Source organism: Mesorhizobium sp. M0601 (assembly GCF_040320845.1).
GTDB lineage: Bacteria > Pseudomonadota > Alphaproteobacteria > Rhizobiales > Rhizobiaceae > Mesorhizobium.
In genome coordinates this window covers 50546-76648 of the sequence record NZ_JAMYQK010000001.1, presented here as the reverse complement: position 1 = coordinate 76648, position 26103 = coordinate 50546, and the positions used below count along the sequence as shown (strand labels likewise).

Genomic DNA, 26103 nt, shown 5'->3' with positions numbered 1-26103 from the left:
GCCAGTCATGCGACCTCCTGACCTTCAGCGCGTGTTGCCGCGGTTGCGGCCAGACCAAGCTTGGGGCGAACCCATTGTGCCAACCGCGCGATCGCGTCGTCGGCTTCGGGAGCGCGGCCGGCCATCATCTGGAACGAGTGCAGCATCCCCGGAAATACGTCTAAGCGCACCTCGACGCCGGCGGCTTTCGCGCGGTCGGCGAGCGCTCGGCTGTCGTCGAGCAGGGTTTCGTCTCCACCCACTTGCAGATAGATCGGCGGCAGGCCCTTCAGATCGGCAAAGATCGGGCTGGCGAGTGGATGCCGGGGATCGGTCCCTGCAAGGACTTGCGATACCAGCATATCCACGACCGCCTTCTGGAAGAAGGCGTCCTTCTCGCGGTTGCTTTCGTAGGAGTGCCCGCTCGCCGACAGATCATACCAGCCAGAGATGCTGAGGATCGCGGCCGGCAGCGGCCGTCCCGCATCGCGGAGTTTCATCGCCGCCGCAACGATCAGGCCAGCACCAGCGGAATCGCCTGCAGCTATGGTGTGCTTCGGCGCGACACCCTGCTCGGCGAGCCATTCGAACGCGGTCACGGCCTGCTCGATTTGGCGCGGAAACTTGCTCTGGAAAACGTAGTCGTACGTAGCGAGCAGAGCGTAACAGCCGATCGCCTTAGCAAGGTGTCCGACCATCTTGCGATGGGTCCAGATCGATCCGCCGACATAGCCACCGCCGTGCAGGTAAAGCATGACCCGGTCTTTGGCCGCCGTTTTTGGCTGAACCCACAGCGCGGTCTTGTCGCCGACCTTCGTCTCGACGTAATCGACGCCGCCCGGTTCTGCCGTCAAAACGGACCACTCGGATGCTTCCTGTGGCGATTCTCGACCGCTGCGAAAAGCCTCCGCGAGCGTTTCGTAGTGTATCTTGTTCGCTAGGCTCTGCTTGCTGTTCATTTGTCACGCTCCAATTCGTCCAGGAGGGCGATGTCAAGGATGACCGTGCCCATGAACAGCTAAGACGGATGAGCCCAGCGAAAGGATACGTGGCCGGCAGATGCAACGCCTCGCCGGTGGCAGTTGCCGCGGACCCCGGGTGTCAAACCCAGCAAGGCTAGGCTGCTCCACCCTTCTCTGTGGGACGTTCGTTCCAGACATTCGCCGATCGGCCAGATGCTTCGTCTATGCCGTCGCCGGGTGGCCGGGGGCTGGGACTATTGACTATTATCGCCGAGCCAACATCGCCTTAAACGTGCTGCTCTATCCTCTTCTACTCCGCAGTACTCCTCGTCACTCCCACTCGATGGTGCCTGGCGGTTTGCTCGTCACGTCGTAGACGACGCGGTTGATGCCGCGTACCTCGTTGATGATGCGGGTGGCGGCTGCTCCCAGGAATGCCATGTCGTAATGGTAGAAGTCTGCCGTCATGCCGTCGACCGAGGTGACGGCGCGCAGCGCGCAGACGAACTCGTAGGTGCGGCCGTCGCCCATCACGCCGACGGTCTGCACGGGCAGCAGCACGGCGAAGGCCTGCCAGATGGCGTCGTAGAGTCCGGCCTTGCGGATCTCGTCGAGATAGATGGCGTCGGCCTCGCGCAGGATCTCCAGCTTTTCGCGGGTGATGCCGCCCGGACAGCGGATGGCGAGACCGGGACCGGGGAACGGATGCCGGCCAATGAAGCTGTCGGGCAGGCCGAGCTCCTTGCCGAGCGCCCTCACCTCGTCCTTGAACAATTCGCGCAGCGGCTCGACCAGCTGCATGTTCATGCGTTCGGGCAAGCCGCCGACATTGTGATGCGATTTGATCGTCACCGACGGGCCGCCGCTGAAAGAGACGCTTTCGATGACGTCGGGATAGAGGGTGCCTTGTGCCAGGAAATCGGCGCCGCCGAGCTTCTCGGCCTCCTCCTCGAACACTTCGATGAACAGCCGCCCGATGGTCTTGCGCTTCTTCTCGGGGTCCGACTCGCCCTCGAGCGCGCCGATGAAACGGTCAGAAGCGTCGACCAGGATCAGCGGCAGATTGTAATGCTGGCGAAACATCTCCACCACGCCTGATGCCTCGTCCTTGCGCATCAGACCGTGGTCGACAAGGATGCAGGTGAGCTGGTCGCCGACCGCCTCATGGATCAGCAAGGCCGCGACCGAGGAATCGACGCCGCCCGACAGCGCGCAGATCACCTTGCCCTTGCCGACCTGTTTGCGGATCGTCTCGACCGCGTGCTCGCGGTAGGCGCGCATCGTCCAGTCGCCTTCGATACCGGCGATGTTGTGGACGAAGTTGCGGAGCAGCCTGGCGCCGTCCGGCGTATGCACCACTTCGGGGTGGAACATGAGGCCGTACATTTTGCGCTCGACATTGCCGAAGATGGCGAAGGGCGAGCCCTCCGATTTTCCGAGCACCTCGAACCCCTTGGGCAGGGAGATGACGCGATCGCCATGGCTCATCCACACCTGGTGGCGCTGGCCGGGCGCCCACAGGCCCTCGAACAACGGGCTGTCCTTGGCGATCTCGACGAAGGCGCGGCCGAATTCGCGGTGGTCGGAGCTTTCGGCGACGCCGCCCATCTGCACGCACATCGCCATCTGGCCATAGCAGATGCCGAGCACCGGCACGCCGGCATCGAAGACGATCTGCGGCGCGCGCGGGCTGCCGATGTCGCCGGTCGAGGCCGGACCGCCGGACAGGATCACCGCCTTCGGATCGATGCGCTTGAACGCCGCCTCGGCCGACTGGAAGGGCACGATCTCGGAAAAGACGCCGGCCTCGCGGATGCGGCGGGCAATCAGCTGGGTGAACTGGCTGCCGAAATCGACAATCAGGACGGTGTCGGGATGATTGGCTGTTTTCATGGCGAGCGTTTAGAGAAAGAAACGAGTCGGCGCAATGGGTTGTGAGGTCGCGCTTTCACTTCGATTCCGGTGTATCGTCCTGAACGCCAGAGGCTTTGTCCAATGCATCAGTTTGCGTTGTATCGAGTGACCGCAAGGCGCCCATCAGCGCCGCGAAACGCTCGTGACCAAGGCGGGCAACATAGCTCCGTTCGATCTGCAGCTTGATGCGGTCGCCATCGCGCAGGGCGTCCAGGCCCTTGCGGGTGTAGCGCACAAGCTTGCCGCGACCGTCTTGCGGATCGGGCAGACGGTGCAACACACCTTCCGTCTCCAGGCCATCGAGCAATTGCTGAATCGCCTGCTTTGAGATCGCCGAGCGCTCGATCAGCGCCGACTGGCGCATGCCGCCGCGCGGGATATGTCCAAGCAGGCCGGCACGCGCTTCGGTGAACCAGTGATGGCCGGCAGCGCGCATCGCAGCGGCGAACTCGGTCTGCCAGGCGCGGCTCGCCTGCCACAGCCGCCAACCTATGTGATCCGGCAGCGCTTCAGGTTTTTCGTCAAGGCCCTTGACCAAATTCTTCTCGCCCGATACATAGTCAAGCATCTTGACTACTAGTTCACTCTAAGTGGCGATGCCGGTCAAGGCAATCGGCGACTTCAATTCAGGAGGAAATCATGGCAGCACTTCAGAAGGAAGCCCTTGCAATGCTCATTCCGGGCATGACCCATGTGTTGGAACGAAACGGCAAGGAGGCTTACGTCTATTTTGAAAGCGAGGGTGCCGCGCACATGCTGCTCGACGATGGCGAGGCGCGACGCGGGCGCTGGCGGATGCTCGATGACGGTTATGTCGCCGACTGGGACACCGGCGCGACCGGACGCTGGACCCTCGATCACGAGCCCGGGTCAGTCACTTACATCAATCGCGACAACGCCGTTCGCTTCAGGATGATCGGCGTGCTGTTCGGCAACGCTAAGAACCTGCCGCCCCAACAAGCTTGAAGTCGATCGCGCCTGAGGCGATCGCCTGTTGCAGCAGTTGCACCGCCGCGGCCAGCTTCTCGTCGATGACGTGCAGATATTCGGTCCAGTCGCCAACGTGTCTCAGATCGGCCGCGCCGTCGGAAATGCCGCGCAGGCCGATAAGCGGAACGTCGAACAGCTGGCAGGCGCGCAGGCAGGCGAAGGTCTCCATATCGACCATGTCGGCGGCGATCGCGTCGTAGGCGGCGCCGGTGACGATTGCCGCCCCGGTCGACAGCGTCGCCTGTCTGACGCCTGGTATCCTGAACGGCAGCGGCACGCTGACAGGCAGGTCGAGGAACGGGGTGGCGCCCTTCTCGAACCCCAGGGGCGAGGCGTCCATGTCGCGGTAGCCAACCGAAACGGCCTGGTAGATTTCCGTCTGCTCCAGCGTCCGGCTGCCCGCCGACCCGAGCGACACGATGAGATCCGGCAGCGCCATCCCGGCATGCAGCCGGGATAGTTCGGCGCTGAGTCCGACGCCGGCCTCGACCGGTCCGACGCCGGTCATCAGCGGTGTGAACAGCCGTTGCAGGTGTGGACCGTATTCGGCCTCGGCCGCCATGACGAAGAGAACGGACTTGCCGGAGATCGGGGTGAGCTCACCAGGTGCCTTGCCGGCCATGATCGTCCATCCTCCCCTGCCCGCTCCTCAGCCCTCGATGCCGTCGCGGCCGAGCACTGTCATCATCGTTCCGGTCATCGTGGCGATCAGCTTGGCCTCGCCATCGACGGCGAACGCATAGGCTTGTCCATCGGCGACGATGATGGTGCGGCCGGGCTTGGTCACCGAGCCGCGGAACAGGAAGCGCTCGCCCCTGCCGGGCGCCAGCAGATTGACCTTGAACTCGATGGTCAGCACGCCGGAATTTTCCGGCATCAGCGAGAATGCCGCATAGCCGCAGGCCGAGTCGAGAGCCGTCGAAATGACGCCGGCATGGAGAAAGCCGTGCTGCTGCGTCAGCGCCGCAGAATAGGGCATTTCGATCTCGATGATGCCGGGCGTCACCAGCGTCAGCTCGGCGCCAATCGTCATCATCGCGTTCTGGCGCGCGAAGGACGTCCTGACGCGGTCCTCATAATCGGGAGCAGGAACGATCTTTGCTGCCATGGCCGTCGCCCTTCGTTTCTCGGCAAATCTTATTGCAAAGGCATTTATCGCAGAGGGGTGGGCGGCAGGCAATCGCAAATGCTGCACTGCAGCATTCGGCTTAGCCCTGTATCGATAGCAACGATTCAGCCGGCCCGCCGCAGCGCGCAGAAGTAAAAGCCGTCGGTGCCGCTCAGCAATGGCGACAGCGAAATGCCGCCCGCGGCGCCAATGCGCATTGCCGCTTCGTGGCCCGCAAAACGGCTGTCCCAAAGCTGGCGGTGATCGACCGGGACAAAATCGGGATGGCGGTCCCGGAACGCCGAAACTTGGTCGCCATTCTCCTCGTCGAACACCGAACAGGTGATGTAGACCAGCAGGCCGCCGGGTTTGACGAAGTCCCTGGCGGCATCGAGGATCGTCTCCTGCTCGCCCTTGCGGGCGTCGAGCTGTCTCTGCGTCAATCGCCATTTAGCATCCGGCCGGCGCCGCCAGGTGCCGCTGCCGGTGCAGGGCGCATCGATCAAGACGATATCCATGTGCTTGCCGAGCGGCGCCAGCTCGGCCGGCCTGGTGACGACCTGCACATTGCGGTTTTCCGAACGGCGGATGCGGTCGAAGATCGGCGCCAGCCGTGCCTTCTCGGCATCGTGGGCGAAGATCTGGCCGCGATTGTCCATCGCCGCGGACAGCGCCAGCGTCTTGCCGCCGGCGCCGGCGCAGAAGTCGAGCACCTGCATCCCAGGCTCGGCGCCGGCCAGTTCGGCCGCAATCTGGGAACCCTCGTCCTGAACCTCGAACCAGCCTTTCTGGAAGGCCGGTTCGGCCTGCACGTTCGGGTGCCTGCCGTCGCCCTCGATCGGCGGGATGCGGATGCCGTGCGGCGCGATCCGGGCAGGCTTGGCGCCCGTCTCCGCCAGTTCCGCCAGCACCTTGCCGCGATCGGCCTTCAGCGTGTTGACCCTGAGATCGAGCGGCGGGCGCGTCGCCAGCGCGGCACCCTCTTCCACCCAGGCCGTGCCGAACGCCCGTTCGAACAGCGGCATGCACCAGTCGGGGATGTCTGCCCTGACGGCCGGCGGCGCATCGGCAAGCCGGCGACCGCCGAGCGTTTTCAATTCGTCGGCGGTAAGCAGCGGCGGCGCGAACTTGTCGCCCTCGAGCGCCTCGTTCAGCGACTGCGCCGTCTGGCCCCATTCGAGCAGCAGCGCGCCGAAGCCGATGGCGCGCGGTGTATCTTCGCCCAACAGCCAGCCGGCCGAGCGCTTGCGGCGCAGCGCGTCGTAGACGATGTTGCCGATCGCGGCGCGGTCGCCGCCGCCGGCGAAGCGGTGCGACAGGCCCCAGTCCTTCAGCGCATCGGCCACCGGCCGGTGGCGACGGCCAATTTCGTCAAGCACTTCAATGGCTGCCGCCAGCCGCCCGCCCAGTCTCATTGTCGTCTTCCATTACTCAGTAAATTAATTCCGGCCCTGCTCTTAGAGCTTTTCGTGCCCTGATTGAAACAGTTCTGTTTCGCCGACGGCGAGACGATCCATGCCGAGGGGTGACGAATGTGGGTTGGTGCATCGCGAGCCGCGGCCACTAGGCGGGCGCCGGCATGCGGAACGAACAATTCGATCAATATATTATAAGTCTCTAATGTGCGTGTCCGGCGCTCACAAGCATAGCGGCTTGCGAAACTGCTCTGCTTTGCAAGTTTTCCGGTTGTGAATACTCTTTGCGCGGTGATTCGCGTCGCAGAAAAAGCGGAGCCGCGGGTCGATACGAGGAGAGGGCAATGAAAACTTATCTGGCGGAAGTTCTAGGCACGTTTCTATTGGTGTTCATCGGCACGGCTTCGGTGGTGACGGGCGGCTTCGGCGGCGCGCTGCCGCTCGGCCAGGAAGGTATCGGTCTGGCGTTCGGCATCGGCCTGATAGCGGCCGCTTACGCGATCGGCCCGATTTCCGGCGCGCACCTCAATCCGGCGGTGACGCTCGGTGTGTTCCTCGCCGGGCGGATGCCGGCTAGGGACGTCATTCCCTATTGGATCGCGCAGGTCATCGGCGCCATCATCGCGTCGCTGGCGCTGTGGATCATCGTCTCCGGACAGGTCGGCGGCCACACCGGCGGCTTCGGCGCCAATGGCTGGGACGTGACGAAATGGGGCGTCAGCTCGGCCTTCCTGTGGGAACTGATCGGCACCTTCACCTTCGTCACGGTGATCCTCGGCGTCACCAACGCCAAGCACACGACGGCCTTCGCCGGCCTGGTCATCGGCCTGACGCTGGCCGGACTGCACTTCGCCATCATTCCGGTGACCGGCACATCGCTCAACCCGGCCCGTTCGATCGGACCGGCGCTGTTTTCGGGAACTGCGGCGATCGGCCAGCTCTGGCTGTTCATCGTCGCGCCGCTGATCGGCGGCGCCATCGCCGGCGTGGTCGCCAAGGCCGGTATCTTCGAGAAAGACTGACTTTTCGAAGGCTTCATGAAAAAGGCGCGGGTCGAGGCCCGCGCCTTTTTCGTTGCGTCGAGAAATTCGTATGCCCGGATCAGGCCGCGAGGTCGAAACGGTCGGCGTTCATCACCTTGGTCCAGGCCGCGACGAAATCCCTGACGAACTTCCGCCCGGCGTCCGCCGAGCCGTAGACCTCGGCCAGCGCCCGCAATTGCGCGTGCGAGCCGAAGATCAGGTCGGCGCGGGTGCCGGTCCACTTGACTGCCCTGGTCTTGCGGTCGCGCGCTTCGTAGACCTCATCTGAGCCGGCGGCCGGATCCCAGATCGTGTTCATGGAGAGCAGGTTGACGAAGAAATCGTTGGTCAACGCGCCCGGCCTGTCGGTGAACACCCCGTGCTTCGACTGACCGGTGTTGGCGCCGAGCACCCGCAACCCGCCGACGAGCACCGTCATCTCTGGCGCCGTCAAGGTCAGCAGCTGCGCCCGGTCGACCAGCATCGCCTCGACCGACATCGGCGGCTTGCCCCTGACATAATTGCGGAAGCCATCGACTTTCGGCTCGAGCGCGGCGAAGGACTGGACATCGGTCTGTTCCTGCGAGGCGTCCATGCGGCCCGGCGTGAACGGCACCCCCACGTCATGGCCGCCGTCCTTGGCCGCCTTCTCGATCGCGGCGACGCTGCCAAGCACGATCAGGTCGGCAAGCGAGACCTTCTTGCCGCCGGACTGCGAGTTATTGAAGCCCTTCTGGATGCCTTCGAGTGTCTCGAGCACCTTGGCCAGTTGCGCCGGCTGGTTGACCGCCCAATCCTTCTGCGGCGCCAGGCGGATGCGGGCGCCGTTGGCGCCGCCGCGCTTGTCGGAGCCGCGGAAAGTCGAGGCCGAGGCCCAGGCGGTCGAGACCAGTTCTGAGACGGACAGGCCGGAGGCCAGGATCTTCGCCTTCAGCGAGGCGATGTCCTGCTCGCTGACCAGCTCGTGGTCGATTGCCGGTATCGGGTCCTGCCAGATCAGCTCTTCTTTCGGCACGAGCGGGCCGAGATAGCGGACGGCCGGACCCATGTCGCGATGCGTCAGCTTGAACCAGGCGCGGGCGAAGGCATCGGCGAACTGATCAGGATTCTGATGGAAGCGCCGTGAGATCTTCTCGTAGGCCGGGTCGACGCGTAGCGCGAGGTCGGTGGTCAGCATCGCCGGCGCGCGGCGCTTCGAGGGATCGTGCGCGTCCGGCACGGTGCCTGCACCGGCGCCGCCCTTCGGCGTCCACTGATGGGCGCCGGCCGGGCTCTTGGTCAGCTCCCATTCGTAGTTGAACAGATTGTCGAAGAAGTTGTTGCTCCATTTGGTCGGCGTCGTGGTCCAGGTCACCTCGAGGCCCGAGGTGATGGCGTCGCCGGCAATGCCGGTGGCGTGCTTGCTCGACCAGCCGAGGCCCTGCGCCTCGATGCCGGCGCCTTCCGGCTCCGGGCCGACGAGCGATGCATCGCCGGCGCCATGGGTCTTGCCGAAGGTATGGCCGCCGGCGATGAGCGCCACGGTTTCCTCATCGTTCATGGCCATGCGGGCGAAGGTTTCGCGGATATCGCGCGCCGCGGCCAATGGATCGGGCGTGCCGTTCGGCCCTTCCGGGTTGACGTAGATCAGCCCCATCTGCACGGCGCCGAGATGCCCCTGAAGTTCGCGGTCGCCGGAATAGCGCTCGTCGGCGAGCCACTTGGTTTCCGATCCCCAGTCGACGTCCTGCTCCGGCTCCCAGACATCGGCGCGGCCGCCGGCGAAGCCGAAGGTCTTGAAGCCCATCGATTCCAGCGCGACGTTGCCGGTGAGGATCAACAGGTCGGCCCAGGAGATTTTCCTGCCGTATTTCTGCTTGACCGGCCACAGCAGCCGGCGCGCCTTGTCGAGATTGGCGTTGTCCGGCCAGCTGTTGAGCGGCGCGAAACGCTGCTGGCCGGCGCCGGCGCCGCCACGGCCGTCGCCGATGCGATAGGTACCGGCGCTGTGCCAGGCCATGCGGATGAAGAGCGGGCCGTAATGGCCGAAATCGGCCGGCCACCAATCCTGCGAATCGGTCATCACCTGGTGCAGATCCCTGATCACCGCATCGAGATCGAGGCTCCTGAATTCCTTGGCGTAGTCGAAGTCCTCGTCCATCGGGTCCGACAGGCTGGACTGCTGATGGAGGACGCCAAGGTCAAGCTGGTTCGGCCACCAGTCACGGTTGCTCCTCCTGGCCGATCCATGTGGGACCGGGCATTTGCCGGCGCTGTTGTCGTCGGTTTTCGCGTCCATCTTTGCCTCCGATTTGTTGATTTTCCGGGATTTTGTTGATTTTCCGGGCAGGGCCGGCGGCCGCGCCATCCTGGAATGGTTCCAGACTAGCCCGCCGAGCCGATAAAGACAAATTGCCTTTGCTGTTTATTCTGATAGGTTTTCCTTATGATCGGTTTGACTGTCCGGCAGATGCATTATTTCGAGGCGCTGGCGCAGACGCTGCATTTCGGCCGTGCCGCAAAACTCGCCGGCGTCAGCCAGCCGGCGCTGTCTTCGCAGATCGCCGAGATGGAGCTGCGGCTGAATTGCCGTCTGTTCGAGCGCGGCGGAAAGGTGGTGCGGATGACCGACGAGGCCGTGGCCCTGCTGCCGCGCATCGAACGCATCCTTGCCGACGTCCGCGACGTCGAGGCGACGGCCCGGCGCGGCCGCCCGGCGCTGGAAGGCCGCTTCCGGCTCGGCATCATCCCGACGGTGGCGCCCTATCTCTTGCCGCATGTGCTGCCGGAGCTGAAACGGCATTTCCCGGCCTTGCAGCTGGAACTGCGCGAAGCGGTGACCGCCTCGCTGGTCGAGGACACCAGTTCGGGAAAGCTCGACGCCTTCGTCGCGGCACTGCCTCTCGATTACCCAGGCCTGGTCACCGAGGAACTTTTCTCCGACCGGTTCTTCCTGGCCGTGCCGGCCGGCGATCCCGCCTTCGCCTCGCCGCCGGTGCCACCGGAGAGCCCGGCACTGGAGCGGCTGATGCTGCTGGAGGAAGGCCATTGCCTGCGCGAACAGGCGCTCGCCGTCTGCGGCAACGTGCGGCCGGTGGCGATGGCAAGCTACGGCGCGACCAGCCTGACGACGCTCTTACAGATGGTGGCGCACGGGCTCGGCGTCACGCTCATCCCGGAAATGGCGGCAGGGCCGGCCAGCACTATCCCCGATTTGAAGATCGTGCCGTTCCAGGAACCGATGCCGCAGCGCACGATCTGCCTCGCGTGGCGGCGCAACAAGGTCCGGCACGACGAATGCGTCGAATTGGCGAAGATCATCCGCGGGCTGGACGCGGCGGTGCTGGCGGCTTGAGCGGCGGGTCAAGGATCCGGTTTTAGCCCCGAAGCCAACCTGCAAGAAAACGACTTCAATCCTTTTCCCAGGCTGCGAGCAACGGGCCGTTGCTTCCATAGACAGGGTCCTTGCGCGGACGGCCGACCCTGGGGATCGTGACGACCGCCTTGGCATGGTCGGCGGCGGTCGTACACAGGTCATAGGTGCCGGATGGAGGATAGGCGCCGACAACCAGAAAATCGTCGGATGCGGAAAGACGCTGGTGCCCGGTGCCGGCCGGAAGCACCGCGACGTCGCCGGCTTTCAGCGACAGCGTTCGCCCCTTGCTGCCGCCAAAGCGGACCTTGGCCGTGCCGCGCGCAACGCCCAGCACCTCGTGTATCCGCGAATGGTAGTGGACGTAACCGTAGATGCCATTGCGCCAGCTATCACCCCAGCCATTTGCTTCGAAAAGCGCCTCCGTGACCGCCGCCGGATCGAAGTCTTCGGGCAGCGTCACGGCACCGCGATAGACGAGAAGCGGCCAGGATGGATGGTTGGGCACCAGGCCATCATCGCTGAAACGAAACTCGTTCGGTTTGCGCGGCCTCAGGAGGTCGGCGACCTCTCGCCGGCCCGGCCTGGCGACACCGGTGACCTGCTCGACGGCTTTCTTCGTGGTTTGCAGAATGCTCATGATGTGGCCTTGCGCTGGTCGGAAGTTTCATGCGGGTTAACTGGCTGCATGGCGGGTCGGTTCCGCTGAGGGCAGAGTTCCGCGATCTGTACGGTCGGCATTTGACGTCCGGGCACATCGAAGCCGCCCAAGTTTCAAGACTTGAACACCGCAAGCATGTGAAGATCCAATCGGTCCCGCCGCTGTGTCGTCCCATGGCACGGATGAGACGATTACATTGTTTTGCCACAGCGCTCGCGACAGCTCGCGAAACGGGCGACCCGCAGAGGCTTTTTTCGTGTTATGATGCACTTGCAACGCGCGTAATCTCGACCTCGGCAATATGGCAAAGGTCGAACGCAATTTTTGCCCTGGCGTCGCCCAGCATGGACTCAACTCCGGATGGCTGGGTGTGCTTATCCGGGGCGAGGAGGTTGTCCATGTCCACGACTAATGTCGAACGCCCGCTGCAGCCGGGCGACCGGGCGCCGAATGTTATTCTCGATGCGATCTCCCGCGAAGGCAAGATCGCGCTCGATGATTTTCGAGGCCGTAGCCCGTTGTTGATCGGTTTGTTCCGAGGCCTGCACTGTCCGTTCTGCCGGCGCCATGTCGCGGCGATGGCGCAACTTAAGCCGGCCCTGCGTGAGAAAGGCGTCGAATGCCTGGCGGTGGTCAATACGCCAGTCGAGCGGGCGCGGCTCTATTTCCGTTACCACCCGGCACCCGATCTTCTCGCCGCGTCCGACCCGGAGCGGGCCTCGCACCGTGCTTTCGGCTTGCGCGAGGTCGGGATGGACACGGTCATGGCGATCCGCATCGATCTCCCTGGCGAGTTACCCGAGCCTATGGACGTCATGGCAATGTACGAGTTTCTCAACAAGAAGGAAGGATATGAGATTACGGGAGCCGATCAGCAGGCGATGGCTTCCGGCCAGGGGCAGCTTGTCGGTCAGTTCCTAATCGACCGGGCGGGCATCGTACGCTGGAACTTCACTGAAGTTCTGGAGGATGGCCTCAATACCTTCAAGGCGCCGAATCCGGAGGAATTGATGTCAGCGGCTTCCCAAGTTGCACATTGATGGGCTGCGGAAATAGGCGGCTGACAACTCGCTCGACGACCGCGCCCTTCCCGCTCGAAAAGCGCCTCCATGATCGCCGCCGGATCGAAGTCTTTGGGCAGCGTAACGGCGCCGCGATAGACGACCAGCGGCCAGAACGGATGATTGGGCACCAGGCCATCATCGCTGATTCGAAATTCATTCGATTTGCGCGGCCTCAGGAGGTCGGCGACCTCTCACCAGCCCGGCCTGGCGACGCCGGTGACCTGCTCAACGGCTTTCTTCGTGGTTTGCAGAATGCTCATGGTGCGGCCTTGGATTGGTGGTGGCTTCATGCCGATTAACCGGCTGCATGGCGGGTCGGTTCCGCTGAGGGTAGAGATCTGCGATCCATGCGGCCGGCGGGGGTGGCCGCTGCCGCTGATGGTGACGTACGGGCTCACGCTCATCCCGGAAATGGCCGCCGGGCCGACCAGCACTATCTCCGACCTGACGATCGTGCCGTTCCAAGAGCCGATGCCGCAACGCACGATCTGCCTTGCATGGCGGCGCAACAAGGTGAGGCACGACGAATGTGTTGAGCTGGCGAAGATTATAAAGGGGGCTGGATGGGGAGGTGCTGGCGGCTCGAGATAGGGCACGACCTCACAGGAAGTCTGCTGTTACCCGAAAGCTACTTGCGATCAACAAGCTTAGGGAGCTTACCTGTCATAGCACGCGCCACCATGCAGGGCGACATCGTTGTCATACACCTACCGGCTCGTCCGAATAGTACAGGTCCGACAACTTGTATTCGGTACGGATGAAGTGACGAGCGAGGGCGTGGATCACCTCGGCTGCTGAATAGAGACGTTGAAGCTCGGGCGACGCATCGGCGTCGGATGGAAATGATTCCGACGCATGCGCCGTCGCCACCCGGCAATTGTCGACAACGTACTTTTCAACATTCTTACCCTCGCGATCAGCATCGAAGCGCTCAAGGACTTCTTGGCGGAGCGAGGCAGAGACCGTCGCGAACACATCTTTGATCCAGAGCTTTGTAGAATTCTGCTCGCCGGGCTTCGATCTCGATCTTCTTTCGAAGACCTTGAAGAAGCTCAGCACCTCGAAGGTGACAAGTCCCACTTGGCGGGCGTTGAGCCCCTCCCTGTAATATGCCAGGCGCTGAAGCAGTTCCGGATCTTCGGGGATGGATCGGCTGAACGCCCAATGTGGCGTCGTCGAGAACGCGCCCTCAGAGCGTCGGACAGGGACCGGCACCGGGTTGCCCGACCAGCCATGCTCCAACACCGCGTATCTGTCGTCGCACCAGCTTAGCAAGCTCAGGAAACGGCTGAGAAGCGTTCTTGCTTCTTGTGAAGAAAGGCGCTCGTTTGCCAGGTCGATGCTGATCGAATGCAAATTTTCCTTTGTCCTAGGAAACATCACGAAATGGTGGCCCGCGAATTGTACGGGAGTTGGCTCCTTCGGCCATGTGACCTGCGTGTCGATACCGAGATTCAGGAAGCGTGAATTTCGGCGTGCGCCTAGGCGGCGATGAAAGTCATCACGCTCCTCTTCCGTTTTATATTCCCGCCAATCGGTCTTCAGTGGCAGATCGAGTTGCCGCGAAATAATGACCTCTCTGCGGAGTCGGGTGAAGAACTCGCGCCCCAATACGAGCTGCCGTGCGGATGGAGCGTGAACCTGATCGTGGTCGTAACCCTTTTCCGCCCCCTCGCGGAGCAGAGTGACGGCCATTTCGGAGACATAGGAAACGGTCCTTCGCTCTCTGCCATCTTGGATGACAGCCTTCGCATGGTACTCATCATCGTTCTGTTTACGTTCGATCGAGAATGAAAAGGTGACGACAGACCCACACGCTTCATCGCTGGATATCACTGCCGCGATAGAATCCAACAAGGTTTTGGTTTCCCTGAAAGACGTGGCCGTTCCGCCGACGGCACATAGGCCGCCAAGGACGAGCGACACGTGTCCAGCCCATCCGGGCAATATTGGAACGAATCCCAATACCGCACTCGCGATCTGTTTATCCGAGAGGCGGATGCCTGCGTTTTCTCGTCCGCGTGGCAGCAGAGCATAACCACGCAATGTCTCAAAGCGCTTGAGTGTGTCGTCAAACGCACTGGGTTCGGCAAGCGCATGGTGTAGGATGTCGGAAAGATGACGGGCATACATCTCTGAATTGGTATGGCTTGGATGCGGTTGAGGCCAGAGGAGTTTAACGCAAGCGCTACAAGCACCTATGGATATTTGACGATTTCGATAGCTGCTCTGAAATTCAGCTTTTTTTGGCAGCCTACCGTGGATGCCATTTGCACGTTGGCGCCACCCGCAACGCGAAATCGTGATTATTTCAGACCTTCGCAAGCGTGGGCAGGTGAGCACATTCCAAGCAAGTGCTGTTGAATGGGGCTTTCTAACTCTGTAGGCTATAGTCTTTGAGACATTTATGGATACAGTCAGCATCGACATAGTCTATCGTCCCCTCCGCATCGCTTTCGCGATTAGGTCAGACGATCTTGCTAATTTTCAACATGCTGCGCGACTGTGTTTCGCTTTCTGGGGAGGCCGATTCAATCCAATCCTTTTGGTTGATCGTCCCGAAGCCAAGCAGCAAATCGAGGTGTTTCGACCTGACATCGTCGTCCCGCTTGGCAATCATGCGGATGTAGCCGCCTTTGTGGCGGCTTATCCCCATTGGAAATCGCCGTTTTTCCCCGAAACGCTTTTTGTCGGCGAATCGCCGCACGAGGTTCGCTCGCAAGTTCTCGATATCCAGAACCTGCTGCACCACTGGCGCGACAACCCGATCTGGAAAGATGTCCTACAAAATGGAATCCGAATCGCGCATTGGCAGCCGAATGATCCGCTGGCGGATGCGTTACTATGCCAGTTTGGTGCCTATCCAGACCCTGCCGTCTTGGGGATCAACTACGAAACCATTCTAACCCAAGCAGCGAACCCCACCGTCATCGACATTCCGGCCGGCGGCGCGGTGCCGGTAGAGCTTCTCGATCATCCGAATATTTCTTCGCTGTCGCGTTTCGCTCTCGAGCCGCATCACTCCTCCCCATCAGGCAACTGGCAGTATCCCGGAATTTATGCGGGTGACGGGTCTGATGTCGATGATCTCACCAATTTCTGGAACCTGCGCGCGTGCGGGATCCAACTTATGTTTTTCGACATACGCTTTCCCGACCGCTTCATGGCGTATCGGCAAAGCTATGAAGAAATGCTGCGTGCCGATCTCGCCGCTCTTGACGAGTGGCGTCGCAGGCCTGCCATCTGGTCGAAAGACATTGTCCACGATCAAGCGAGTGAGCTGTTTGGAAATGACTACACCTACTGCCGGATAGGAGACGGCCTTTGGAACGGTCTGAACGTACGGCCCTCGACCATGCACTTCAAAGAGGAATCGTCCCTCGGCGTTCTGGTCGAAGGAACCGAGGCACCACGCGTCAGTTTCGCCTTACGCGAAAAGCCTTTCTCAACGGACAGTTGGTTTTACTCACAGCACGCCGTCGCCTCGATCGGCTTTAGAGTCTATCGAGGGCAGTGGGATCAATTCGTCTTCATTCCGCCCTATCTGCCGGAGCTCAACGAGTTTGCAGGCAGGGCAATCAGATTCAGTCATCGAGATGTCAGGCTTGAGCCAGAGCACTTGGGCCTCATTATTGGAGTCACGGACAACAATCTCGATCTTACGGCCATCCCCGCGACAGCACTGATCAATAAGATGTTCTCGCTTGCCGGTATTTCCGCAAAGCCCAGCGGCAGCGGCCTTATCACCCGGCAACTAATGGCCCGCATGGGCGGACCTGATGGCACGCGAGCTTTCAAAATTCCTGGTGTTCGCCGCTTGCTGAAAACATACGGGCCGACGGAATCTTTTTCACGCTCTGGCGCACTCCAACTTATCGGCCAGAGAGACCCGGCTTCAGGCGCAAGTTTTAAGGATCACGAGTATTTATTTATCGAACCGCGCCCAACGAAGACTGTTCTTACGGCGTCGATGGTTTTCAGCCATCTCGTTGAGAAAGGGCTGTTCCGGATAGGCGCTGATTTGAAATGCCCGACTTGTTCCCTCACAAGCTGGACCGCCTTAGATCAGTTGCAGCAACAGCTAACTTGCTCGCTATGCGGAGCGCAGTTCGACGCGACAAGACAATTGGTCGAAACGCAGCACACCTACCGTCGAAGTGGCGTGCTCGGGCTGGAGAAGAACACGCAAGGGGCAGTCCCGGTCGCACTCGTGCTCCAACAACTCGCCGTCAACATATCCGGCCTGCGCGCAGATAGCATTTACGCGCCGTCTTTCGATCTTGAGCCCATCGCATCAGGCTCGCTGCCGGTATGCGAAACAGACCTTGTCGTCATCACGAAGCAAACTCGATCCGAAAAACCCTGCATCATAATCGGAGAGTGCAAAGACCGGGGCGGCGCGATCTCGGAGGATGATGTCAACAACCTGCGCCAAGTTGCCGATGCGTTCCCGCGCAACCGCGTTGACGTCTATATTTTGTTGGCAAAACTCGGTCCGTTCGATGAGCGCGAAATCGAATTGGCAAAATCCCTGAATGCCAGGTTTGAACGCCGGGTCATCATGCTCACCGATCGTGAACTTGAGCCGTATCATATCTACGAGCGCACGAACAAAGAACTCAATCTGAACCTCCACGGTGTCAGCGCGAAAGAGCTCGCGAGCGCGACACACCATGTGTATTTCCAACAGCATCAGCTGCAGGCAGAGCAAGTCGCAGAGGCCGCACCTACAACGAAACAAGTCGCTGAAACTGTGGCGAAGCACGTTCTAGAAACCGCCCCCTCCGCAGATAATCCGCCGACGGAGCCCGCGTAATGAACGATCTGGAACAGCTTCGGAGCGTGTTCGCTCTTATGGGCAAGCAGAGAGAGAATGCCGATGCGAACGCGATCGAACGCCTAAAGGAACAGTGGACGACACATGGCGAGATTATTGACAAGCCCACATTGAGGCTCGCCGCTTTTCGAGACCAAAAATCGCTTCAGCGAGTCCTCTCTGCCCACCCTGCAAGGCAGGTCGTCATCGGACTTGAAGGGGTTCAGCGTTCCTTCGATATTTTGGAACAGTCGCGCCAACATTCATCGAGATTGTCGGACGGTTTCACGGTCAAGTCCTGCATGGCGACAACACCGGGCGTACCCTCGATGGCGTTCTGAAGCAGGCGACGAAAGAGGCTTATACCTATTCAGTCGCCGCTGTCTCTCTCGTCCAATCATATCGCCACCTCGTTTCGGGCTGCCCCGAAATCAAAGAAAAGTACGACCAACTAAGAGTCGAGATTTTTGGCGATGACGGAATCGTCAAATTTTTCTCGGCACTACGAAATGCCAATAACCACCATCGCATCATCGTGGCTAACCCACACTACAAGATCTCGTATGGCCAGACGAAAGAGGTCGTGAGCGGAATCTCATTCGATCGCAACGAAATCATCGGCAATGGTAATTGGCCACTGCCGGCCCAAGATTTCATCCGCAGCATCGACGAATTGCAAGTCGTCGATTTGATCAATGAACATTTCAAGCTTGCGAAGAATTTTTTTGGCCTTCTTCCTCATCGCACCGGCATCGCGACGAGCACGGCTTATCGCGATTACAACAAAATATGTCTCGCCAATAAGATATGCAGCCACATCATGTCGCTAGGTCTCATATTACAGTTTGCCATTCCGAAGATGCTCGACCCTTACGAGTACCTTGACGGGCATTTTTCCAAGTTAGAACTTGACAATATATACAGCTTCAAGAACAATTCAAAAGTACAAGTCGATTACATTATATCTCTACGCGATCCGATCGGCTTGCTCGATCAACATACGAAAGAACAGCTGTATAAGCTGTTTAGCGTGTCAATCTATTAAGTGAAGCTCTCTTATGTTTTCCCGATACGTCGCTTAGTGCAAGCAACGCTGAATGTCATTTATTGCGCCCTCACGGCACAAATATCAAAAACACCCAAGTAAAAAACACCACCAGATGCACCAGCCCGGTCAAGAACGTCGTTCTCTCCGTACTAAAGCTCACATTGCAGATGAAAAGCGCCAGGACCAAAAGCACCGTGTCGGTCGCCGGCAGCCCCAGGGTCAGGCCTCTTCCGGTCAGCAGGCTGGCGGCGGCTATGCCCGGTATTGTCAGGCCGATTGTGGCACAGGCCGAACCCATGGCGACGTTCAGGCCGCGTTGCAGCTCGTTGCTGAGTGCGGCGCGAACCGCCGAGATGGCCTCCGGCATCAGAACCAACCCGGCGATCATTGCGCCGACAATGGCGTCGGCCTGCGGCACCTGGTAGGCGACGAGCGCATCCTCGACGCTGGCCGCGACCTGTTCGGCCAGCATGACGATGCCGATCAGCCCGATCAGCAGGAGAACAGCGCCGGCGGCGACGCTTTCGTGGGCGTCGGCTCGCGCTGCAACGCCATGCGCTTGTCCATCGATGAAATCGTCGCGGTGGCGGACAGTCTGCGCGAACAGAAAACCGGCATAAAGCAGCACCGAAAGCACGCTGACGAAGCCAAGTTGCGCCGCCGAAAACGTGCCGGGATCGGTGGTTCGCGTGTAGGTCGGCAGAATGAGCGTCATGACGCTCAGCGCGACCAGCACCGCCAGATAGGCGCTGGTCCCTTGGCGGACGATTGCCTGCTTGCGATGGCGCCAGCCGCCAAACGTCAGGCACATGCCGACGACGCCGGTGGAGGTGATCATCACCGTCGAGAACACGGATTCGCGGGCAAGCGTCGGGTTGTTGGCGCCGTGCAGCATGATGGAAACGATGATCGACACTTCGATTGCCGTCACGGCGATGGTCAGCACCAACGTGCCGTACGGCTCGCCCACCCGCCGGGCCACCGCCTCGGCGTGGTCGAGCACCACGAAAATGGTGATGAACATGATCGCGCTCGACAGCGCGCCGATAAACATCCTGGTGCCCAGCGACCCTTCGTCGACCGACACCCCGCTGGCCCTGACCGCGACAGCCATCGCCAGCGCGGCCAACGGCATGCCGTAAGAAATCGCCGATCTTGCGAAACCACTCATTGTCACCTTCTTGCCTTCCCGCAAATCCCGTGGAAGGGCGATGTGCAACCACTGTTGCGCACCGCGACCATCCAGAGAAATCGCATATGACAGGTCATGACGCCATCGCAGCGTACCCCAGCCCTAGCCCCTCCCCACAAGGGCAGCGCAATCGCGTACGCATTCTTGCGAAGAGGACCCCCACCCTAACCCTCCCCGCAAGGGGGAGGGAACGCTGCCGCGCGCCCTTGCTTTCCCTTTGGCGCCGAAAGGCAGGCAATTTGCCGAGGTCGGCGCCACCGAAAGTCCCCCTCCCCCTTGTGGGGAGGGGTTAGGGGTGGGGGTCCTCTTCGCAAGAATCCGCCGCGATTGCGCTGCCTCCTGCCCCCGCACACCCCGAAACATCATGTCACCCGCAGGAAGCTCGCGCGCTAGCCGGGCGTGTTGGCCTTGACGACCTTCTTGCATTCGGGCGTCAGCTCGCTCATGTGACCGGCCAGGCATTTGACGACGCGGCCACCGCCCGGCAACACGCCCTTGCACAATCTCTGGTAATCTGCTTGGCAGGCCTCACGCTCGGCCGCCGTCTGCGCCAGCACTGCGGTGGCTGCCAGCTGAGTTGCCAGGAAAAGCACGCCTAACCCAATCCGCATGGAACACCCCTCAAATATGTTGCCCAAACAACGCCTCCGTCACGCGTAGGCACAAACGGAAGCCTTTTCACGCCGTCTTCTGCGTCACCAGTCCCAGCTCGTCGACCATCGCCTGACGCATCAGGAATTTCTGCGGCTTGCCGGTCACCGTCATCGGCAATTCGGTGCGGAAGCGGATGTAGCGCGGGATCTTGAAATGGGCGATCTGGCCGGCGCAGAACGCCTTGATCTCCTGCTCCGTGGTGATCTGGCCGGGCTTCAGCACGATCCAGGCGCACAGCTCCTCGCCATATTTCGGGTCGGGAATGCCGAACACCTGCACCTCCTTGACCTTGGGGTGGCGATAGAGAAACTCCTCGACCTCGCGCGGATAGACGTTCTCGCCGCCGCGGATGACCATGTCCTTGACCCGGCCGACGATGTTGCAATAGCCCTCGGCATCGATGGTGGCGAGGTCGCCGGTGTGCATCCAGCCGTCGGCGTCGATGGCCTCGCGGGTCTTCTGCTCGTCGTCCCAATATCCCTTCATCACGGAATAGCCGCGCGTGCAGAGCTCGCCCGGCGCGCCGACCGCGACGGTGGCACCTTCGGCGTCGACGGCCTTGACCTCGACATGCGGATGGACGCGGCCGACGGTCGAGACGCGCTTTTCCAGGGGGTCGTCGACGCTGCTCTGGAACGACACCGGGCTGGTCTCGGTCATGCCGTAGGCGATGGTCACCTCCGCCATATGCATCAGCGACACCACCTTCTTCATCACCTCGATCGGGCATGGCGAGCCGGCCATGATGCCGGTGCGCAGGCTGGTGAGATCGAAGGAGGCGAACTCCGGATGGTCGAGCAGGCCGACGAACATGGTCGGCACGCCGTAGAGCGCGGTGCAGCGTTCCGTTGCCACCGCCCTCAGCGTGGCGCCGGCATCGAACCCCTCGCTGGGGAAAACCATGGTCGCGCCCTTGGTGACGCAGCCCATCGTGCCCATCGACATGCCGAAGCAATGATAGAGCGGCACCGGGATGCACAGCAGGTCGTCGACGGTGAGCCGGATTGCCGCGGTGACGAAATTGCCGTTGTTGACGATGTTGTTGTGGGTCAGGGTCGCGCCCTTGGGCGCACCTGTCGTGCCGCTGGTGAACTGGATGTTGATGGCGTCGTCCGGTTTCAGCCCCGCTGAAATCCGGTCGAGCTTGTCATGCTCGTCGCGGCCGGCCATCGCCAGCACGTCGGCGAAATTGAACATGCCCGGCGAATTCTCCTCGTCCATGCGGATGACGATCTTCAGTGCCGGCAGCTTGTTGGCGTCGAGCTTGCCCGGCGCAGCGTTGGCGATCTCCGGCGCCAGCGTTTCGACCATGCCGAGATAGTCGGAACTCTTGAATGTGGCGGCGGTGACCAGCGCTCGGCAAGCGACCTTGTTCAAGGCATATTCCAGTTCGACCAGCCGGTAGGCCGGGTTGATGTTGACCAGGACCAGGCCGATGCGGGCGGTGGCGAATTGCGTCACCAGCCATTCCCAGCGGTTCGGCGACCAGATGCCGACGCGATCGCCTTTCTCGAGGCCGAGCGCCAGGAAACCGGCGGCGAGCGCATCGACAGTCTCGGACAGTTCCTCCCAGGTAAAGCGCTTGTCCTGCTCGACGAAGACGGCGGCATCGAGCGTGCCGTATTTGCCGACCGTATCGGCAAACAGCGCCGGGATGGTCAGGTTGAGCAGCGGCACGCTGCGCTCGCCCGCCACATGCGCCGTGCCGTCGACCGGCGCAATGAACGAGCCGCCATCGCGCTTGGAGCGCAAATTGCTGGCATTCTTCAACTCGTCGAGATTGATCGGCATCGCCGTGTCCTCCGCAGACAGGCCGAGCCTATCAGCCCGGCAGGGTGGTGGAAATCCCGTCGATGGTGGGGCTGGGTGGGAACTCGCCTGTAAAGGCGAAAATAAAAAACTCGCCTCGGCGGGCGGGTCTTCGGGGCCAATTGGCACCATAGCGAAATTAGTAGCATAGCTGCCGGCACAAAGCAAGAACAAAATTGCTGTACGTCAAGAAAATCGCTTCAGGTTGGCACTGCGGCCAAGCTGCCAATCTCCCTTCTTGAGGGGGAGATGGCCGGCAGGCCAGAGGGGGTCGTCTCGCGTGGAGCACCAGCCTGCCGTTAGGAGAGTCGCGTCAAGACGTACCCACCCCCTCTGTCGCCTTCGGCGACATCTCCCCCTCAAGGGGGGAGATCGGCTGGTCGTCAGCCTGCGTTCACCGATGCCATCCTGCCCGCAATATCGCGCAACACGGCCTCGTCCGTCGCCGAACGCATCTTCCTCGACGCGACGAGACAGGCCTGCGAGCGCAGGATGACGCCGTCGGCCAGCACCTTGAGATGGTTGGCGCGCAGCGTCGCGCCTGACGTGGTGATGTCGACGACGATATCGGCCAATCCGGCCGCCGGCGCGCCTTCGGTGGCGCCAAGGCTTTCGACGATGCGGTAGACCTGGATGCCGTGCTTTTGCGAAAAGAACTGCTGGGTCAGGCGCCAGTATTTGGTGGCGATCCTGAGCCGGCGGCCGTGGCGCTGGCGGAAATCGGCGGCGACGTCGTCGAGGTCGGCCATGGTGTCGACATCGAGCCAGATGTCGGGCACGGCGACGACGACATCGGCATTGCCGAAACCGAGGCGGGCGATGATTTCGGCGCGCGTCTCGCAATCGGCGAGGTTTTCGCGCAAAAGGTCCTCGCCGGTGATGCCGAGATCGACCGACCCCTGGCCGATTTCGCCTGATATCTCCGAGGCAGACAGGAATGCTATCTCGACGCCGTCAAGGCCGTCGATGCGGGCGCGATATTTGCGCTCGTCGCCGGGCAGGCTGACGGCAAGCCCGGCCTTGGCCAGCACCTCCAGCGCCTGCTCCTTGAGCCGGCCTTTCGACGGGATCGCCAGCGTGATCATGGCGCCGTCTCCCGCAGCGCCTCGATGCGGTCGAGCCAGACGGAAAAACCGACGCCGGGGATCGGCGTTTTGGCGCCGAGCAGCGTCAGCAGCCGGTCGTAGCGGCCGCCACCGGCGAGCGGCCGGTCGCCATCCTGGGCCGCGATCTCGAAGACCAGGCCGGTGTAGTAATCGAGCGGCCGGCCGAAGGCGGCGTCGTAGCTGATTTCAGACATCGGCAGGCCGAGGCTTTCTATGGCCGCGGCGCGGGCTGCGAAATTCTCCAGCGCAGCCCCCAGTGAAAGCCCGGCATCGGCTGCAAAACGTTCGAGCGCCCCGGCGGCGCTGTCGAGCGGCACGTCGATGGCCAAAAAGCTCTTCAGCGCCGCAAACGCCTCGTTCGACAGCCGCACGCTGCGCAGTTCAGCCTTCTCGATCAGGCGCCGCGCAATCTCGGACGGCGAACGCCCGGCCGTTGCCGACAGGCCAGCCTCTTCCATGCCACCGGCGACATGCGCCGAAAGACCGTCAAGATCGCCGTCGAGGACAAGGGCGGCGACCGCGCCGGCAAGCTGGCTGTTGCGCGGCGGATTGGCGAGGTCGGCAAGGGCCGCCTCAAGCATCGGCGCCGAGCCGAAGGCGCGCGCCAGCCTCATGCGCCAGCCGCGCGGCAGGCCAAGCGCTGCCAGCACCGCCTCGAAAATGGTCTGGTCGCCGAGCGTCACCGCCAGTTGCCGGCCGGGCAGCACCAGCGACAGCAGCGCATGCGCATCGGCCAGCGAGCGGGCGTCGGCGGCGGCTGTGTCGCGGTCGCCGAGATCCTCGATGCCGGCCTGGAAGAACTCGTTGCCGCCCTCGCGCCGCTGGCGAAACACCTCGCCGAGATAGGAATAGCGGCGCGGCGTGCCGGCCTGGCTGGCGATGTGGTCGAGGCAGACCGGAATGGTGAATTCCGGCCGCAGGCAAAGCGTCTGCCCGGTCTCGTTTTCGGTGAGAAAGATGCGGCGCCGCAAATCCTCGCCGGCCATGTCGAGGAACGGATCGGCCGGCTGCAGCACAGCAACCTCGACCGCATGGGTGTCGCGCGCGGCGAAGAGCTTGGTGATGTCGGATGCGATGGCGGGGCGCGAGGTCATGGCAGGCGCCCTTCCCTTCTCCCCCTGTGGGAGAAGGTGGATTGGCGCGAAGCGCCAAGACGGATGAGGGGTGCCGGAAGAAATGAGGCGTCGGCGTTCCCTGGAACACCCCTCATCCGACCGAGCTTCGCTCGGCCACCTTCTCCCCCAGGGGGAGAAGGAAGCGGCGCCCTACTTGCCACGCGCCCGCTCCTCGGCCTGCGCCGCCAGTATCTTCTTCACCTCGGCGACCAGATCGCCTTGCGACACGGTCACCTGCGCCGGTCGTGCGGCGCGCCATTCGGCGTTGTCGGCGATCTCGGCCGACATTTTCGCGCCTTCGATCAGGTCCTTGATCTGCACCTCGCCCTTGGCGCGCTCGTCGCCGCCCTGGATGACGGCGACCGGGCTGCCGCGGCGGTCGGCATATTTCAACTGCGCCTTCATGCCGGCGCCGCCGAGATACATTTCCGAGCGGATGCCGGCGGCGCGCAGCTCGGCCACCATCTTCTGGTAGCGGCCGAGGCTTTCCGTGTCCTTGTCCATGGTCAGCACGACGACCGGCGCGATGACATCGGAAGTATCGAGCTTGCCGAGGTTCTTCAGCGCCGTCATCAGCCGCGAGACGCCGATCGAAAAACCGGTCGCCGGCACCGGCTCGCCACGAAAGCGCGAGACGAGGCCGTCATAACGTCCGCCGCCGCCAACCGAGCCGAAGCGCACGATCTGGCCGTCCTCGTTGGGGATTTCGGCCAGCAGCTCGGCCTCGTAGACCGGGCCGGTGTAATATTCGAGGCCACGCACAACGGAGGGATCGATGCGAATGCGATCCTCACCGTAGCCGCTTTGTGCGACCATGGTTCTTATCTGCTCCAGCTCTGCGAGACCCTCGACAAACGAGGCGTTCGTGATGCCGAGATGTTCGAGTTTCCTTTCCTCGACAAGATTGCTGAGCCCTGGGGTGATAGATCCCAGTGTCTGGACAATTTGTTCGGGATCATGCTGCGCCATGACTGTGAAATAGCTGATCACAACATCGATTTGCGCGTTACCCAGCCCGGCACCTTTGGTGAAATCACCGCTCTCGTCCTTGCGCCCCGCGCCCAAAAGCAGGCGCACGCCCTCGACGCCCAGCTTGTCCAGCTTGTCGATCGCCCGCAGCACCTGCAGCCGGCGGCCAGCGTTCTCGTCGCCGCCGAGGCCGATCGCCTCGAGCACGCCGTCGAGCACTTTGCGGTTGTTGACGCGGACGACGTAATCACCGCGCTTGATGCCGAGCGCCTCCATCACGTCGGCCATCATCATCGCCATCTCGGCATCGGCGGCGACACCCGGCGTGCCTACCGTGTCGGCGTCGAACTGCATGAACTGGCGGAAGCGGCCGGGACCGGGCTTCTCGTTGCGGAACACCCAGCCGGAGCGATAGCTGCGATAGGGTTTCGGCAGGCGCTCGAAATTCTCGGCGACAAAGCGCGCCATCGGCGCGGTCAGGTCGTAGCGCAGCGACAGCCATTGATCGTCGTCGTCCTGGAACGAGAACACGCCCTCGTTCGGCCGGTCCTGGTCGGGCAGGAACTTGCCGAGCGCGTCGGTGTATTCGATCAGCGGCTGGTCGACCGGCTCGAAACCGTAGAGCTCAAAGACCGAGCGGATCGTCGCCATCATCTTCTCGACGGCGCGCAGATCGTCGGCGCCGCGGTCGACAAAGCCGCGCGGCAGCCGCGCTTTCATCTTTTCGGATTTGTCGGCCATGGGATGGGTACTTTGCTATGTAAACGGTGACTTATTTCGGGTCGGCGTGTCCTACCGATGCAGCCCGGAGAAGGCAAGGGTTTGCGGCTCTCCTTCTCCCCTTGTGGGAGAAGGTGGCCGAGCGAAGCTCGGTCGGATGAGGGGTGTTCCAGGGAACGCCGACGCCTCATTTCTTCCAACACCCCT

At 62.0% G+C, this 26103-nt stretch carries 23 protein-coding genes; 7 read left to right on the top strand and 16 right to left on the bottom strand.

The window, feature by feature from the left end; genetic code table 11:
• Positions 1-5: 5 nt before the first annotated feature.
• The 3 genes from NKI41_RS00350 to NKI41_RS00340 form a co-directional block, all read right to left on the bottom strand.
• Positions 6-938 (bottom strand): alpha/beta hydrolase, encoded by a 933-nt coding sequence (locus NKI41_RS00350; protein ID WP_352680886.1) that lies wholly within the window; start codon positions 936-938, stop codon positions 6-8.
• A gap of 333 nt (positions 939-1271) precedes the next feature.
• Positions 1272-2834 (bottom strand): glutamine-hydrolyzing GMP synthase, encoded by a 1563-nt coding sequence (gene guaA, locus NKI41_RS00345; protein WP_352473470.1) that lies wholly within the window; start codon positions 2832-2834, stop codon positions 1272-1274.
• 55 nt (positions 2835-2889) lie between these two features.
• Entirely contained in the window at positions 2890-3423 is a 534-nt protein-coding gene (locus tag NKI41_RS00340) for a MarR family winged helix-turn-helix transcriptional regulator (RefSeq protein WP_352680884.1), read from the bottom strand.
• Positions 3424-3494: 71 nt separating this feature from the next.
• Between NKI41_RS00340 and NKI41_RS00335 the strand changes: the two genes are divergently transcribed.
• Entirely contained in the window at positions 3495-3821 is a 327-nt protein-coding gene (locus tag NKI41_RS00335; RefSeq protein ID WP_352680882.1) for a hypothetical protein, read from the top strand.
• Here NKI41_RS00335 and NKI41_RS00330 read toward each other — a convergent pair.
• The 3 genes from NKI41_RS00330 to NKI41_RS00320 all read right to left on the bottom strand — a co-directional run bounded on the left by NKI41_RS00330 (position 3793) and on the right by NKI41_RS00320 (position 6368).
• Positions 3793-4467: a 5'-methylthioadenosine/S-adenosylhomocysteine nucleosidase gene (locus NKI41_RS00330; RefSeq protein ID WP_352680879.1), complete on the bottom strand. Its 675-nt coding sequence runs from the start codon at positions 4465-4467 to the stop codon at positions 3793-3795. The two genes, NKI41_RS00335 and NKI41_RS00330, sit on opposite strands and share 29 nt — an antisense overlap.
• 27 nt (positions 4468-4494) lie before the next feature.
• Positions 4495-4953: a PaaI family thioesterase gene (locus NKI41_RS00325; RefSeq protein ID WP_023677140.1), complete on the bottom strand. Its 459-nt coding sequence runs from the start codon at positions 4951-4953 to the stop codon at positions 4495-4497.
• A gap of 125 nt (positions 4954-5078) precedes the next feature.
• The gene (locus tag NKI41_RS00320; protein ID WP_352680877.1) at positions 5079-6368 is read right to left on the bottom strand and encodes an RsmB/NOP family class I SAM-dependent RNA methyltransferase; all 1290 of its coding nucleotides are present in this window, start codon (positions 6366-6368) and stop codon (positions 5079-5081) included.
• Between the two features lie 344 nt (positions 6369-6712).
• Between NKI41_RS00320 and NKI41_RS00315 the strand changes: the two genes are divergently transcribed.
• On the top strand, positions 6713-7390 hold the full coding sequence (locus NKI41_RS00315; RefSeq protein ID WP_023677138.1) for an MIP/aquaporin family protein: 678 nt from the start codon (positions 6713-6715) through the stop codon (positions 7388-7390).
• Between the two features lie 79 nt (positions 7391-7469).
• Here NKI41_RS00315 and katG read toward each other — a convergent pair whose 3' ends face one another.
• Entirely contained in the window at positions 7470-9668 is a 2199-nt protein-coding gene (katG, locus tag NKI41_RS00310) for a catalase/peroxidase HPI (protein ID WP_352680875.1), read from the bottom strand.
• A gap of 147 nt (positions 9669-9815) precedes the next feature.
• Here katG and NKI41_RS00305 point away from each other — a divergent pair, with 147 nt between their 5' ends.
• Positions 9816-10724, top strand: coding sequence for a hydrogen peroxide-inducible genes activator (locus NKI41_RS00305; protein ID WP_352680873.1), 909 nt, complete (start codon positions 9816-9818; stop codon positions 10722-10724).
• Between the two features lie 55 nt (positions 10725-10779).
• Here NKI41_RS00305 and NKI41_RS00300 read toward each other — a convergent pair whose 3' ends face one another.
• A complete protein-coding gene (locus NKI41_RS00300) occupies positions 10780-11382 on the bottom strand; it encodes a cupin domain-containing protein (protein ID WP_352680871.1) in 603 nt (200 codons plus the stop codon).
• 419 nt (positions 11383-11801) lie between these two features.
• Here NKI41_RS00300 and NKI41_RS00295 point away from each other — a divergent pair, with 419 nt between their 5' ends.
• The gene (locus tag NKI41_RS00295) at positions 11802-12443 is read left to right on the top strand and encodes a peroxiredoxin-like family protein (protein WP_352681200.1); all 642 of its coding nucleotides are present in this window, start codon (positions 11802-11804) and stop codon (positions 12441-12443) included.
• A 215-nt stretch (positions 12444-12658) separates the two neighbouring features.
• On the opposite strand, the gene NKI41_RS00290 is transcribed toward NKI41_RS00295, so the two are convergent.
• Both NKI41_RS00290 and mauJ read right to left on the bottom strand, forming a co-directional pair.
• On the bottom strand, positions 12659-13063 hold the full coding sequence (locus NKI41_RS00290; protein WP_352680868.1) for a hypothetical protein: 405 nt from the start codon (positions 13061-13063) through the stop codon (positions 12659-12661).
• Positions 13064-13166: 103 nt separating this feature from the next.
• A complete protein-coding gene (mauJ, locus tag NKI41_RS00285; protein ID WP_352680865.1) occupies positions 13167-14600 on the bottom strand; it encodes a methylamine utilization protein MauJ in 1434 nt (477 codons plus the stop codon).
• A 274-nt stretch (positions 14601-14874) separates the two neighbouring features.
• Between mauJ and NKI41_RS00280 the strand changes: the two genes are divergently transcribed.
• The 3 genes from NKI41_RS00280 to NKI41_RS00270 all read left to right on the top strand — a co-directional run bounded on the left by NKI41_RS00280 (position 14875) and on the right by NKI41_RS00270 (position 18328).
• Entirely contained in the window at positions 14875-17283 is a 2409-nt protein-coding gene (locus NKI41_RS00280; RefSeq protein ID WP_352680862.1) for a hypothetical protein, read from the top strand.
• Positions 17283-17624, top strand: a complete 342-nt coding sequence (locus NKI41_RS00275) for a hypothetical protein (protein WP_352680860.1) — start codon at positions 17283-17285, stop codon at positions 17622-17624. Before NKI41_RS00280 ends, NKI41_RS00275 begins: the two co-directional genes overlap by 1 nt.
• A gap of 242 nt (positions 17625-17866) precedes the next feature.
• Complete coding sequence (locus NKI41_RS00270) at positions 17867-18328, top strand: hypothetical protein (RefSeq protein ID WP_352680858.1); 462 nt, start codon at positions 17867-17869, stop codon at positions 18326-18328.
• Between the two features lie 70 nt (positions 18329-18398).
• Here NKI41_RS00270 and NKI41_RS00265 read toward each other — a convergent pair whose 3' ends face one another.
• From NKI41_RS00265 to hisS, 6 genes are all read right to left on the bottom strand, one after another.
• Positions 18399-19502 carry a calcium:cation antiporter gene (locus NKI41_RS00265; RefSeq protein ID WP_352680857.1) on the bottom strand — a complete coding sequence of 368 codons (1104 nt, stop codon included), beginning with the start codon at positions 19500-19502 and terminating at the stop codon, positions 18399-18401.
• Between the two features lie 410 nt (positions 19503-19912).
• Positions 19913-20134 (bottom strand): cysteine rich repeat-containing protein, encoded by a 222-nt coding sequence (locus NKI41_RS00260; protein WP_352450969.1) that lies wholly within the window; start codon positions 20132-20134, stop codon positions 19913-19915.
• Between the two features lie 67 nt (positions 20135-20201).
• The gene (locus tag NKI41_RS00255) at positions 20202-21968 is read right to left on the bottom strand and encodes an AMP-binding protein (protein ID WP_352680855.1); all 1767 of its coding nucleotides are present in this window, start codon (positions 21966-21968) and stop codon (positions 20202-20204) included.
• A gap of 401 nt (positions 21969-22369) precedes the next feature.
• Positions 22370-23071 carry an ATP phosphoribosyltransferase gene (gene hisG, locus NKI41_RS00250; protein WP_352618466.1) on the bottom strand — a complete coding sequence of 234 codons (702 nt, stop codon included), beginning with the start codon at positions 23069-23071 and terminating at the stop codon, positions 22370-22372.
• Positions 23068-24186, bottom strand: a complete 1119-nt coding sequence (locus tag NKI41_RS00245) for an ATP phosphoribosyltransferase regulatory subunit (protein ID WP_352680853.1) — start codon at positions 24184-24186, stop codon at positions 23068-23070. Before NKI41_RS00245 ends, hisG begins: the two co-directional genes overlap by 4 nt.
• 171 nt (positions 24187-24357) lie before the next feature.
• Complete coding sequence (gene hisS, locus NKI41_RS00240) at positions 24358-25917, bottom strand: histidine--tRNA ligase (protein WP_352680851.1); 1560 nt, start codon at positions 25915-25917, stop codon at positions 24358-24360.
• Positions 25918-26103 lie beyond the last annotated feature (186 nt).

Bases quoted from the DNA above. Each gene is read 5' to 3' on its own strand.
- mauJ (WP_352680865.1), bottom strand. From the start codon at position 14,600: ATGTATGCCCGTCATCTTTCCGACATCCTACACCATGCGCTTGCCGAA.
- NKI41_RS00350 (WP_352680886.1), bottom strand. From the start codon at position 938: ATGAACAGCAAGCAGAGCCTAGCGAACAAGATACACTACGAAACGCTC.
- NKI41_RS00255 (WP_352680855.1), bottom strand. From the start codon at position 21,968: ATGCCGATCAATCTCGACGAGTTGAAGAATGCCAGCAATTTGCGCTCC.
- NKI41_RS00305 (WP_352680873.1), top strand. From the start codon at position 9,816: ATGATCGGTTTGACTGTCCGGCAGATGCATTATTTCGAGGCGCTGGCG.
- NKI41_RS00300 (WP_352680871.1), bottom strand. From the start codon at position 11,382: ATGAGCATTCTGCAAACCACGAAGAAAGCCGTCGAGCAGGTCACCGGT.
- NKI41_RS00340 (WP_352680884.1), bottom strand. From the start codon at position 3,423: ATGCTTGACTATGTATCGGGCGAGAAGAATTTGGTCAAGGGCCTTGAC.
- NKI41_RS00335 (WP_352680882.1), top strand. From the start codon at position 3,495: ATGGCAGCACTTCAGAAGGAAGCCCTTGCAATGCTCATTCCGGGCATG.
- hisG (WP_352618466.1), bottom strand. From the start codon at position 23,071: ATGATCACGCTGGCGATCCCGTCGAAAGGCCGGCTCAAGGAGCAGGCG.
- NKI41_RS00275 (WP_352680860.1), top strand. From the start codon at position 17,283: ATGAACGATCTGGAACAGCTTCGGAGCGTGTTCGCTCTTATGGGCAAG.
- NKI41_RS00260 (WP_352450969.1), bottom strand. From the start codon at position 20,134: ATGCGGATTGGGTTAGGCGTGCTTTTCCTGGCAACTCAGCTGGCAGCC.
- NKI41_RS00265 (WP_352680857.1), bottom strand. From the start codon at position 19,502: ATGAGTGGTTTCGCAAGATCGGCGATTTCTTACGGCATGCCGTTGGCC.
- NKI41_RS00245 (WP_352680853.1), bottom strand. From the start codon at position 24,186: ATGACCTCGCGCCCCGCCATCGCATCCGACATCACCAAGCTCTTCGCC.
- NKI41_RS00320 (WP_352680877.1), bottom strand. From the start codon at position 6,368: ATGAGACTGGGCGGGCGGCTGGCGGCAGCCATTGAAGTGCTTGACGAA.
- NKI41_RS00325 (WP_023677140.1), bottom strand. From the start codon at position 4,953: ATGGCAGCAAAGATCGTTCCTGCTCCCGATTATGAGGACCGCGTCAGG.
- NKI41_RS00295 (WP_352681200.1), top strand. From the start codon at position 11,802: ATGTCCACGACTAATGTCGAACGCCCGCTGCAGCCGGGCGACCGGGCG.
- NKI41_RS00330 (WP_352680879.1), bottom strand. From the start codon at position 4,467: ATGGCCGGCAAGGCACCTGGTGAGCTCACCCCGATCTCCGGCAAGTCC.
- NKI41_RS00280 (WP_352680862.1), top strand. From the start codon at position 14,875: ATGGATACAGTCAGCATCGACATAGTCTATCGTCCCCTCCGCATCGCT.
- hisS (WP_352680851.1), bottom strand. From the start codon at position 25,917: ATGGCCGACAAATCCGAAAAGATGAAAGCGCGGCTGCCGCGCGGCTTT.
- katG (WP_352680875.1), bottom strand. From the start codon at position 9,668: ATGGACGCGAAAACCGACGACAACAGCGCCGGCAAATGCCCGGTCCCA.
- NKI41_RS00315 (WP_023677138.1), top strand. From the start codon at position 6,713: ATGAAAACTTATCTGGCGGAAGTTCTAGGCACGTTTCTATTGGTGTTC.
- guaA (WP_352473470.1), bottom strand. From the start codon at position 2,834: ATGAAAACAGCCAATCATCCCGACACCGTCCTGATTGTCGATTTCGGC.